General features: G+C 47.5%; 11 protein-coding genes. 3 read left to right on the top strand and 8 right to left on the bottom strand.

The window, feature by feature from the left end:
- Positions 1-29: 29 nt before the first annotated feature.
- The 8 genes from rseP to rpsB form a co-directional block, all read right to left on the bottom strand.
- Positions 30-1,400, bottom strand: a complete 1,371-nt coding sequence (gene rseP, locus JM642_RS13355; RefSeq protein WP_203431959.1) for a sigma E protease regulator RseP — start codon at positions 1,398-1,400, stop codon at positions 30-32.
- 51 nt (positions 1,401-1,451) lie between these two features.
- Positions 1,452-2,642 (bottom strand): 1-deoxy-D-xylulose-5-phosphate reductoisomerase, encoded by a 1,191-nt coding sequence (gene ispC, locus JM642_RS13360; RefSeq protein WP_203431960.1) that lies wholly within the window; start codon positions 2,640-2,642, stop codon positions 1,452-1,454.
- Between the two features lie 4 nt (positions 2,643-2,646).
- Positions 2,647-3,504, bottom strand: coding sequence for a phosphatidate cytidylyltransferase (locus JM642_RS13365; protein WP_037416744.1), 858 nt, complete (start codon positions 3,502-3,504; stop codon positions 2,647-2,649).
- A 20-nt stretch (positions 3,505-3,524) separates the two neighbouring features.
- Entirely contained in the window at positions 3,525-4,352 is an 828-nt protein-coding gene (gene uppS, locus JM642_RS13370) for a polyprenyl diphosphate synthase (RefSeq protein ID WP_037416741.1), read from the bottom strand.
- Positions 4,353-4,434: 82 nt separating this feature from the next.
- On the bottom strand, positions 4,435-4,992 hold the full coding sequence (gene frr / locus JM642_RS13375) for a ribosome recycling factor (RefSeq protein WP_037416738.1): 558 nt from the start codon (positions 4,990-4,992) through the stop codon (positions 4,435-4,437).
- A gap of 30 nt (positions 4,993-5,022) precedes the next feature.
- Entirely contained in the window at positions 5,023-5,751 is a 729-nt protein-coding gene (pyrH, locus tag JM642_RS13380; RefSeq protein WP_037416734.1) for a UMP kinase, read from the bottom strand.
- A gap of 70 nt (positions 5,752-5,821) precedes the next feature.
- Positions 5,822-6,673 carry a translation elongation factor Ts gene (gene tsf, locus JM642_RS13385; protein WP_037429566.1) on the bottom strand — a complete coding sequence of 284 codons (852 nt, stop codon included), beginning with the start codon at positions 6,671-6,673 and terminating at the stop codon, positions 5,822-5,824.
- Positions 6,674-6,792: 119 nt separating this feature from the next.
- On the bottom strand, positions 6,793-7,521 hold the full coding sequence (rpsB, locus tag JM642_RS13390; RefSeq protein WP_011071784.1) for a 30S ribosomal protein S2: 729 nt from the start codon (positions 7,519-7,521) through the stop codon (positions 6,793-6,795).
- A 309-nt stretch (positions 7,522-7,830) separates the two neighbouring features.
- On the opposite strand from rpsB, the gene map reads away from it, so the two are divergent.
- From map to dapD, 3 genes are all read left to right on the top strand, one after another.
- Complete coding sequence (map, locus tag JM642_RS13395; RefSeq protein ID WP_037416730.1) at positions 7,831-8,628, top strand: type I methionyl aminopeptidase; 798 nt, start codon at positions 7,831-7,833, stop codon at positions 8,626-8,628.
- A gap of 82 nt (positions 8,629-8,710) precedes the next feature.
- On the top strand, positions 8,711-11,296 hold the full coding sequence (gene glnD, locus JM642_RS13400) for a bifunctional uridylyltransferase/uridylyl-removing protein GlnD (RefSeq protein WP_203431961.1): 2,586 nt from the start codon (positions 8,711-8,713) through the stop codon (positions 11,294-11,296).
- Between the two features lie 18 nt (positions 11,297-11,314).
- Positions 11,315-12,139 carry a 2,3,4,5-tetrahydropyridine-2,6-dicarboxylate N-succinyltransferase gene (gene dapD / locus JM642_RS13405; protein WP_055648601.1) on the top strand — a complete coding sequence of 275 codons (825 nt, stop codon included), beginning with the start codon at positions 11,315-11,317 and terminating at the stop codon, positions 12,137-12,139.
- Positions 12,140-12,172: the final 33 nt, after the last annotated feature.

Raw genomic sequence — 12,172 nt, forward strand, 5'->3', positions numbered from 1 at the left:
AGCACTTCTAATTATTAGTCTGTCCTTGCTCAGAGTCGGGCAAAATCATTGAAGAGCGCAATGCTCATCAACATCAGCAGTAATGCTGCCCCAAATCTGAATCCTATTTCCTGTACCTTTTCAGATACAGGCTTACCAGTTATTACTTCAACGAAGTAATACAGCAGGTGTCCCCCGTCGAGCACAGGCAATGGAAGCAAGTTAATGATGCCTAAATTGACACTGATAAGCGCGAGGAAACCGAGAAAGTAAACCAAGCCATAGTTTGCACTATTGCCCGCACCCTGTGCGATTGAGATAGGTCCACTTAAGTTTTTCACTGACACATCGCCAGTAAATAATTTGCCAATCATCTTAAAGCTCACGACAACAAGTTGCCATGTTTTATCGGCTGCGATAGCAAAAGATTCGATTGGCCCATATTCCAGCTGTAATCGCATATTCTCAGGCCATTGTGCCTGAGCCGGGCTCACCCCAAGCACGCCGACATCTTTACCATCACTATTTTTAACACTTGCTGGTGTCACAGAGATGGCAAATTGCTCACCATTACGGCGCACGGTTAACTCCACAGGCACATTGGCAGAATGCTGAATAATGTCAACAAAAGCTTGCCAATCGGTATATTGCTGGCCATTGATAGCCACTAAGGTATCACCGACCTTCAGATCACTCTTAGCCGCTGCACTGCCTTCACTGATGAGCGCAATTTGTGGCTCAATCGCAGGGCGATACACGCCCAAGCCCAGTGCCGTGATCGGTGACTCTTTCTCAGGGTCGAAGCGCCATTGACGGGTGTCTAAAGTGTAAGTACGAGTATCGGTATCAAGTCTCTGTAAACCGTTAAGGGGCGCAAGGGATAGTGTTAAACTGTCATCACCAATATGGCCAACAAGCGCCAAATTGACTTCTTCCCAATTCCGTACCGGCTGGCCTGAAATCGCCGTCACTTGCATCGGCTCAGTGACTTGGATTTGTGCCGCCGCAGTGCCAGGTGTCGTTGAGGTAATGACGGGCTTTAGCGATGGCACACCAATTAAATACATAAAATACAGTGCGATAATCGCAAAAATAAAGTTCGCAATGGGGCCAGCCGCCACAATTGCTATACGTTGCCACACGCTTTTACGGTTAAAGGCCTGATCTTTTAAGTTATCGGGGACATCTTCAACACGCTCATCGAGCATTTTGACATAGCCACCCAGCGGGATCATGGCAATAACATATTCAGTACCATCTTGACCGACTTTGCGCCAAATCGCCTTACCAAAACCAATAGAAAAACGCTCAACTTTCACACCACAGCGGCGCGCAACATAGAAATGGCCGTATTCGTGGGCAGTAATTAACAGCCCAAGTGCTACGATAAAAGAACCTAAGTTCCACAAAAAATCTAACATTCCACTCCTTACGTCATCAGTAAATCCACTCAAGCCTCGTCAACAAGAGGCCTAAGCAAATTTCGCTAGTAATTCACGGGCATATATCCGTGTTTGTGCATCGAGGGCAATGATATCTTCGATGCTGGTCATCGCCCGTTTAGGCACCGACGATAAACAGGCTTCGTTCACCTTGGCGATATGGGTAAACCCAATCTTGCCTTGTAAAAACGCCTCCACGGCGATTTCATTGGCCGCATTGAGTACCGTAGTCGCTTCTTGCCCTTGGGCACAAGCGGCAATCGCTAAAGCCAAACAGGGGAAGCGATTAAAGTCTGGCTCACAAAAGCTTAACTGTCCGACTTTGAAAAAATCCAAAGGTTCAACACCGGAGCGAATTCTTTGCGGATAGGACATACAATGCGCAATCGGTGTACGCATATCCGGGTTACCCATCTGCGCGATCACACTGCCATCGCGGTATTGCACCATAGAATGAATAACACTTTGCGGATGAATAACCACCTTTAGTTGATCTTTCTGGGTATTGAACAACCAGCGTGCTTCGATAAACTCCAAGCCCTTATTCATCATCGTGGCGGAGTCGACCGAAATTTTCGGCCCCATTGACCAATTTGGATGTTTGCAAGCCTGTGCTGGCGTCATTGCCGCAAGACTTGACAGCTCGGCGGTTAAAAATGGACCACCAGAACCGGTGAGCAAAATATGGGAAATACCTGACGCCGCTAAATCACAGCGCCCTAAATTAGCCTGCACTTCTTCGGGTAAGCATTGGAAAATCGCATTGTGTTCACTGTCAACCGGCAACAACGTGGCGCCAGAGCGTTTCGTTGCCTCAATAAACAGCTCGCCGGACATCACCAGCGCCTCTTTATTGGCGAGCAATACCCGCTTACCCGCCTTCACCGCAGCCAGTGTCGGGACTAAACCCGCCGCGCCGACAATCGCAGCCATCACGGTATCAACCACTGAGGAGGTGACTAAGGCAATAAGCTCATCCTCGCCACTTGTGACTTGGATATTAAGCGTCGCGGGTAATTGCGTCTTGAGTGCTAATGCAGCATTAGGATCGACCATATGGGCGACCTGCGGGCGATGGGCTAAACACAGCGCGAGCATCTTGTCGACACTCGCATTTGCCACTAAAGCATACACTCGATAGGCGGAAGGGTTGGCCGAAATCACACTTAAGGTACTGGCACCAATCGAGCCTGTCGCACCCAAAATCACCATATTTTGCATAGCGTTACATCCAAAATGCAATGTAGATTAGGGTAAACACCGGCAAGGCTGCTGTCAGGCTGTCGATGCGGTCGAGCACGCCGCCATGTCCAGGCAAAATCGTGCCCGAATCTTTAATGCACGCAGCGCGTTTAAACATACTCTCTGATAAGTCGCCAAGGGCTGAAATCAGTGCCACAAAAATGGTCACCGCAACCACTAAGCCTAACTCCTGCTCAGGTGAAATATACATAACACCAGCAACAACAATTAGTGTAGTGACTAAACCACCGAGCAAACCCTCTAAGGTTTTAGCTGGGCTAACTGCGGGCATAAGCTTAGTTTTACCGACAGCTTTGCCCACAAAATACGCCCCAGAATCCGCAGCCCAAACGATCAACATCACCAATAATACTAGCGATGCCCCATAATAAGGCGATATTTGCGAACTAATTGATTTAAGGGCAATCAGTGCCACAAAACAAGGTACTAAAGTCAATTGTCCAAACATGGACTTTAGCATCGGACTCTTTTGCCACAATTTGGCGCTTTTAGGATAAGTGACCACCAGCAGCAGTGACACCATCCACCACAAAGTACCTATGGTAACCACGGCAAGATAAATGGGATGAATTTGCCCCCGAAGCCAAATGGTGTCGGCGGGAACAATTAAATTAAGAGCGATCAGTAAAATACCGACCGTGCAAGTAAAACTCCATTGGGTGACATCACATTGACTATCGATGATCCTGCCCCACTCCTTAGCGGCGATCAGAAACACGGCGATCAAGGCCCAAGCAAAGTACTCAACGGGGAGTAAATAGATTGCTCCCAAAACTAATGGAATCAACCAAATTGCTGTTATTATACGTTGTTTTAGCAAAAAAAATCCCTCATGACGTTTTACAATGCGCGCATCTCATCAATTTGACTTCCGGTCAAACCAAAACGGCGCTGGCGACTGGCAAACGTGGCAATCGCTTCATGAAAAGCCTGTTCATCAAAATCAGGCCAAAGGGTGTCCAAAAACACCAACTCAGCATAGGCAGCCTGCCAGAGTACAAAATTGCTGATCCGGTAATCCCCACCCGTACGGATCATTAAATCAACTTCACTCTGATTTTGCATGCACAAATGTTCACTCAAGGCTTCTTCAGTGAACTGACTGCTGGTCATTTCGCCAGTTTCAACCTTTTCAGCTAACTTTTGCGCAGCTTGCAGTATGTCCCAACGACCACCGTAATTGGCCGCCACATTCAATATCAATCCCGTATTGCTTGCAGTTTTCGCTTCTGCGGCACGAATTTGCTTTTGTAAACGCGCAGAAAAGCGACTGATATCGCCGATGATATTCAATTTGACCTGGTTTTTATCGAGTAACTTAATTTCCCGCTGCAACACGGTAAAAAACAGTTCCATCAATAAGCTGACTTCTTTATCGGGTCTACGCCAATTTTCGCTAGAAAACGCAAATAGCGTCAGCGATTGTATCCCTAACTGACTGGCCGCACTCACCGCACGTCTCACCGCTTTAACCCCAGCCTTATGCCCCATCACTCGTGGCTTGCCCTGAATTTGGGCCCAACGTCCATTACCATCCATAATAATCGCAACATGCTTAGGTAATGACTGTTTAACGAGTTCGGGTAATATCTCCGGTAAGCTTGTCTGAGCACAAGCATCCGCCTCAGTCGGCCTAGATTGCGGATCAAATTCCACTGTGGATGACATCTAATACAACCCTTTAAAATAGACAAACGCCGTGTAGTATACCCCTACACGGCGTAGCAACTCTAGCTTATAGCGCTTGAGATTAGACTTCCATCAACTCAATTTCTTTGGCCGCTAAAATCTCATCGACCTTCTTAATGTGAGCATCGGTGAACTTTTGTACTTCCTCTTCGAAGCGGCGAACATCATCTTCAGTGCATTCTTTAGCTTTTTCGAGTTTCTTCACGTCAGAAATCGCATCGCGACGTACGTTACGAATCGCCACTCGACCACCTTCGGCCTCAGCACGTACTACTTTGATAAAGTCTTTACGACGCTCTTCCGTCAGTGCGGGTAATGGGATACGTAAGGTTGCACCCGCTGACATAGGGTTTAACCCTAAATCAGAGCTCATGATCGCTTTCTCAACCGCTTGGATTGCACTACGGTCAAATACGGTTACTGACAAAGTACGTGCATCTTCAACACCCACGTTCGCCACTTGGTTCAGTGGTGTCATAGTGCCATAGTAAGATACTTGGATTGAGTCCAGTAGGCTTGGGTGTGCACGACCAGTACGTACTTTAGCCATTTGGTTTTTGGTCGCGTCAACGCATTTACCCATGCGCTCTTGAGCATCTTTTTTAATATCTGCAATCACGTTAAATGTCCTTCTTGGTCATTGAATAACTTATTTCGCTTTGATCATTGTGCCTTCTTCTTCACCCATGACCACTCGGCGCAGGGCGCCAGGTTTATTCATGTTGAATACTAGGATTGGCATGTCATGATCACGCGCCATAGTAAAGGCTGCTAAGTCCATTACTTTTAATTCTTTATCCAGTACTTCAGTGTACGTTAAGTCATCGTACTTCACTGCTTCTGGATTTTTCATCGGGTCGTCAGAATAAACGCCGTCAACTTTAGTGCCTTTTAGCACGACTTCTGCTTCGATTTCAATGCCGCGTAAGCAAGCAGCAGAATCGGTAGTGCAGAATGGATTACCAGTACCCGCAGCAAAAATCACCACACGGCCTGATTTTAATAAGCTGATCGCCTCAGCCCAATTGTAGTCGTCACACACCCCTTTTAATGGGATAGCCGACATCAGACGAGCATTAACATAGGCACGGTGCAGGGCATCACGCATGGCCAAGCCGTTCATAACCGTTGCCAGCATACCCATGTGATCGCCCACCACACGATTCATGCCCGCTTTTGCTAAGCCTTCACCGCGAAATAGATTACCACCACCAATGACCACACCCACCTGAATGCCTAACTCTACCAGCTCTTTGACTTCTTGAGCCATGCGATCTAACACTTTAGGATCGATGCCGAAGCCTTCGTCGCCCATCAGTGCTTCGCCACTTAATTTTAGAAGAATGCGTCTAAATGCAGGTTTTGGATTGGTGCTCATAATTTTTATATCCTGGTCATAACAAGACCGCAGCCATTGCTGCGGTCTTGGGGGTATTTAGCGTTGGCGATTAAGCCTTTTTAGAAGCAGCGATTTGAGCAGCAACTTCAGCTGCGAAATCTTCTTCTTTCTTCTCAATACCTTCACCCACTTCTAAACGAATGAAGTTAGTGACTTTCGCGCCTTTCTCTTTCAAGAATTCGCCAACAGTTTTCTTTGGTTCCATGATGTAAGCTTGACCAGTCAGAGAAATCTCACCAGTAAACTTCTTCATACGACCAACAACCATTTTCTCTGCGATTTCAGCAGGTTTGCCTTCATTCATAGAGATTTCGATTTGCAGAGCTTGTTCACGAGCGACTACGTCAGCTGGAACGTCTTCTGGGTTAACGTATTCTGGCTTAGAAGCGGCAACGTGCATTGCGAGGTGCTTCAGAGTTTCGTCATCAGCGTCACCGGTTACCACTACACCGATACGCTCACCGTGGCGGTAAGAAGCTAATTTAGTGCCGTCGATGTACTCAACGCGACGAACGTTGATGTTTTCACCGATTTTAGCAACTAGCGCAACACGGGCTTCTTCAAATTGGGCTTTTAAGTCTTCTAAAGTCACTTTAGACGCTGCAGCAACGTCTAAAACAGCGTTAGCAAAACCTAAGAAGTTTGCATCTTTAGCAACGAAGTCAGTTTGGCAGTTTACTTCTAACAGTACTGCGAAACCTTCACCGTTTTTGATCAGGATAGTACCGTCAGCAGCGATGTTACCTGCTTTCTTAGCAGCTTTAGCAGCACCAGACTTACGCATGTTGTCAATTGCTAACTCCATGTCGCCGTTGGTTTCTTCTAACGCTTTTTTACAATCCATCATGCCTGCGCCAGTACGCTCGCGCAGTTCTTTAACTTGGGCAGCAGAAATTGCCATTGTTAAATCCTCTCTAAAAATTCGACTAATTTGCAGATATAAAACAGGGGCCGAATGGCCCCTGTTAACCAATCAAAATCTTGGTTAATAAGGGTGATGAAACTCATCCCGCCTTATTATTATTCGGCTTCTACGAAACCGTCTTGCTCAGCTTGAACAGCTAAATCTTGACCACGGCCAGCGTTAGCAGCTGCAGCAACAGAAGTAGTGTACAGGCGAATAGCGCGCATTGCGTCGTCGTTACCAGGAACGATGTAGTTAACACCATCTGGCGCAGAGTTAGTATCAACAACTGCAACAACAGGGATACCCAGGTTGTTAGCTTCTTTAATAGCGATATGCTCGTGGTCAGCGCCGATAACGAATAATACGTCTGGCAGGCCGCCCATGTTCTTAATACCGCCTAAAGATTTTTCCAGCTTTTCAAGCTCACGAGTACGCATCAGCGCTTCTTTTTTGGTCAGCTTGTCGAAAGTACCATCTACTGATTGGCTTTCCAGTTCTTTCAGACGTTTGATTGACTGACGAACGGTTTTCCAGTTAGTCAGCATACCGCCTAACCAACGGTGATCAACATAGTACTGATCACAAGAAATAGCAGCTTCTTTGATCGCTTCGCCAGCAGCACGTTTAGTACCAACGAATAATACTTTACCTTTCTTTGAAGCAACGTTGCTGATGAAAGCCAGTGCTTCATTGAACATTGGCACAGTATGCTCAAGGTTGATGATGTGAACGCCGTTGCGAGCACCGAAAATGAATGGCTTCATTTTTGGGTTCCAGTAACGGGTTTGGTGACCGAAGTGGACACCGGCCTGGAGCATATCGCGCATTGAAACTGTAGTCATTTCTATTACCTTAAAATTTAGGGGGTTAGACCTCCACGTATCCCATGTCTTCGACCCCGCAGTTAACAGCTGAGGGCACCCCGAAGAATGTGTCGACACGTGTGTGATTTAGTATTTAGATAAATTGCCATGTATAATGGCCGCCATCTTTAGTTTTGCTATCGCCCAAAAGCAGATAAAGCTGAGCTTGGGTAATTCATCAAGACTTAAACATAACGGCGCGCTTTATACCATAAATAGCCCTAAAGCACAAATTTTTGCATTAGGTTCATCGCGCCAATAGACACCGAAGACACAAGAGAAAACGCAATGAGTATAGTCATTAAGACAGCAGAAGAAATCGAGAAAATGCGCGCGGCAGGTAAGCTGGCTGCACAAGTATTAGAAATGATCGCCCCTTATGTTAAGGCGGGGGTCACCACTAATGAATTAAACGATATCTGCGCCAAATATACCGAAGAGCAAGGCGCGATTTCTGCCCCGCTCAACTACCATGGTTTTCCTAAGTCGATTTGTACTTCGTTAAACAACGTCATTTGCCATGGTATTCCGAGCGATCGCGTTCTCAAGGATGGCGATATTCTCAATATCGATATCACCGTCATTAAAGACGGTTACCACGGCGATACCTCTAAAATGTTCTTAATCGGTGAAGTCAGCCCTAAGGACAAACGTCTGTGCCGCATCGCTCAAGAAAGTCTCTATCTTGCAATCCGTAAAGTGCGTCCGGGATTAAAATTAGGTGAAATCGGCAATACTATTGAAAAATTCATTAAAGCCAGCAAAACAGGCCTTGAGAAATATTCCATCGTGCAAGATTATTGTGGCCACGGTATTGGCGCGGGTTTCCATGAAGAACCCCAAGTGATGCACTACCGTAATGGTGACAACACCATTTTACGCCCAGGTATGTGCTTTACCATTGAACCGATGATCAACGCGGGTCGACACACCACTGTGCTAGATCGCGATGATAATTGGACGGTGACCACTTCCGATGGTAAAAACTCAGCCCAGTGGGAACACACATTATTAGTGACCGAAACCGGTGTTGAAGTGCTGACGCTGCGCGATGAGGAAGATTTTCCGCGGATCATTAATCACTAATGACAATTGTTAAACTATCCATCAGGTCATATTGGAACTTGGTGGGTAGCAAATATTTTAACGCATCCAAACAAGGGACTCGATGAATACAGCGCTGCTAGCTAAACAATCATTAATCGAACAGAATCAAACGCTTTTAGCAAGGTTCAAAGCCAAAACCCCGATTGAAGAGCTAGTGACTCAGCGCTGTCAGTTTGTCGACTCCCTTATAAAACAGGCGTGGTTGCAACACGGCCTAGATCAATACCCCATCGCCCTGATTGCCGTTGGTGGCTATGGTCGCGGAGAGTTACATCCGCACTCTGATGTCGATTTGCTATTCCTCTTCGAGGGCGAGTTAGCTGCGGTAGCGGAAGCCGCGCTCAGCGAGTTTATCGCCTTTTTGTGGGATGCTAGTCTTGAGATTGGTCATAGCGTCCGCACCCTTGATGATACGCTACGCCTTGGGCGAGACGACATTACCATCGCCACTAATTTGCTTGAAGCGCGCTTGCTTTCAGGGCCTGAAAGTCTGTTTGACCAGCTCTACGATGCCATTCGTCAAAGCGATTTTTGGACCTCCAGTCAGTTCTTTATCGCTAAGCGCGATGAACAAACGGCCCGCCATGCCAAGGCGAGTGCCTTCGATCTTGAGCCCAATATCAAAAGTTGCCCTGGTGGCCTTCGGGACATTCAAACCATCGCCTGGGTTGCCATGCGCCACTTTGGCGCCTCACGCTTAGAAGAACTGGTGCAATACGAATTTTTAGAACCCGCCGAATTAGAAGAGCTGCTCGAGTGTCAGCACTTTCTGTGGAAGTTGCGTTTTGCCCTGCACATGACTGTCGGGCGTGATGAAAACCGCCTGCTGTTCGATGTCCAGCGCCAAGTGGCTGAGTTGATGGGATACGAAGACGCAACCCAACTTGCTGTTGAGCAGATGATGAAACGTTACTATCGCACGGTGCGCCGCGTGATGGAACTCAACGAAATGCTGCTGCAACTATTTAAGCGGGCAACTCTTGGTCAAACGAAAGCTTTAGAAATTCAAGCGATTGACAATAACTATCAGCGCCGAGGTGCCTTTATCGAGGCCCTAAGTGACGATTTATTCGACAGCGGTGAAGAAATTGTACGTTTGTTTGTCCATGTCGCGAAAAACTCTAATATTAAAGGCATTTATGCGCCAACCCTACGCTCACTGAGACGTGCTCGCCGAGCACAGCTGCAACCCTTGCAAGAAAATCCTCAGTGCCGCCAAGCCTTTATGGAGATCTTAAAACATCCACGCGGTATTGCAGCCTTATCGCTGATGCATAAACACGGGGTGCTCTCGGCTTATTTACCCGCATGGCGCAATATCGAAGGCCAAATGCAGTTTGACCTGTTCCACGCCTATACGGTGGATGAACACACCCACAGATTGCTCCTCAATATCGAGCGCTTCTCGCAGCCAGAACAGAAAGAAGAGTTTCCTTTAGGCTCAGTGCTTATCAATCAGTTACCGAAAAAAGGTTTGTTGGTACTCGGCGCGATTTTCCATGATATCGCCAAGGGCCGCGGCGGCGATCACAGCAAGCTTGGCTCAAGCGATGCCCTCGCCTTCTGTAAACTTCATGGCTTGAACGACCACGATGGCCGCCTAGTCGCTTGGTTAGTTGAAAATCACTTGGTGATGTCGGTAACGGCCCAGCGCCGCGATATTTCCGACCCCGATGTGGTGGCCGACTTTGCCAGCAAGGTGCGCGATGCGGTGCATTTAAGTTATTTGTACTGCTTAACCGTGGCCGATATCTGCGCCACCAACGAAAAGACTTGGAATAACTGGAAAGGCTCACTGCTGCGCGACTTATATTTTTCAACCCAAAGGGTGCTCGCTCGCGGCAAAGAAAAGCCCGTTGATATTCGGGCCCGAGTACGCGAATACCAAGCCAAGGCGAAAAAAGAACTACTGCGGCGCGGCATTAAAGAAAAAGATTTAGATACCCTTTGGCAACGCTTTAAGGCCGACTACTTTTTGCGCCACCAGCCCAATCAAGTCGCTTGGCATGCTGAGGCCATCCTCAAGCATAAGCAGTTAGATGAGCCCTTAGTGCTGGTGTCCAAACACACGACCCGCGGCGGCACAGAGCTGTTTGTTTATTGTCAGGACAGACCTAAGTTATTTGCTACCGTAATGGCGGTGCTTGATAATAAAAACATTAACGTCCACGACGCTAACATCATGACATCAAAGGACAATTACGCTCTAGACACCTTTGTTATCCTCGAGCAAGACGGCGAGCCCGTCAGCCAACTCTCGCGCATACAAAGTATCCGTAAAGCCCTTGAAAAAGCGCTCGCCAGTGATAACCCTAAACTGCCACGCTTTAGAAAACTGTCGCGCAAGATGAAACCTTTTAATGTTCCTACTCAGGTGAGTTTCCTTGAGAGTAACCGTCATGGTACAAGTATGATGGAACTCATTGCCTTGGATACGCCGGGATTATTAGCTAAAGTGGGCGATATTTTTTATCGCTGCAACACGACGTTGCTCTCCGCCAAGATCACTACCATCGGCGAGCGAGCGGAAGACTTTTTTATTTTGCAAACCAATGATGGCTTGCAACTCAATGAAACCCAAGAGCATACGCTCAAGGAAGCCTTGATTAGCGCACTGAGCGCCATCAACTCAGAGTCAACCAATTAACCATAACGGGAGAAGTAAATGGAGGCTTTACGCCAACGTATTGAGGCCGCTTTTGAAACGCGTGCCGACATCACACCAAGCACTGTTGACGCAAGCGTGCGTAACGATGTGCAACATGTCATCAATATGCTCGACAAGGGTGAACTGCGCGTCGCTGAAAAAATCGACGGCCAATGGCATGTTCATCAATGGTTGAAAAAGGCGGTGTTACTGTCATTCCGTATTTTTGATAACGCCGTTATCGATGGCGCCGAAACCAAATATTTTGACAAAGTGCCGTTAAAGTTTGCCGAGTATGACGAGGCCCGCTTTAAAGCCGAAGCCATCCGCGTGGTGCCTTCAGCCACTGTTCGTAAAGGCTCTTTTATCGGTAAAAACACTGTGTTAATGCCCTCTTACGTCAACCTTGGCGCCTACGTTGACGAAGGCACTATGGTTGACACTTGGGCAACCGTTGGCTCATGCGCGCAAATTGGTAAAAACGTACACTTATCCGGCGGTGTAGGTATCGGTGGCGTATTGGAGCCGCTGCAAGCTGGCCCGACTATTATCGAAGATAACTGCTTTATCGGTGCGCGCTCTGAGATTGTCGAAGGCGTTGTGGTAGAAGAAGGCTCGGTGATATCCATGGGCGTTTATATCGGCCAAAGTACCCGTATTTATGACCGTGAAACGGGCGAAATCCACTATGGCCGCGTACCAGCTGGCTCTGTAGTCGTATCAGGTAACCTGCCCTCTGCATGTGGCAAATACAGCCTATACGCTGCGATTATCGTCAAGAAAGTAGATGCGAAAACCCGCGGCAAAGTGGGGATCAACGAACTGTTACGTATCGTCGATTAATCGTTTCGCTACATTGCGGGATAACAAAATGCC

This window comes from Shewanella sp. LZH-2, assembly GCF_016859145.1.
In the GTDB taxonomy this organism is placed as follows: domain Bacteria; phylum Pseudomonadota; class Gammaproteobacteria; order Enterobacterales; family Shewanellaceae; genus Shewanella; species Shewanella xiamenensis.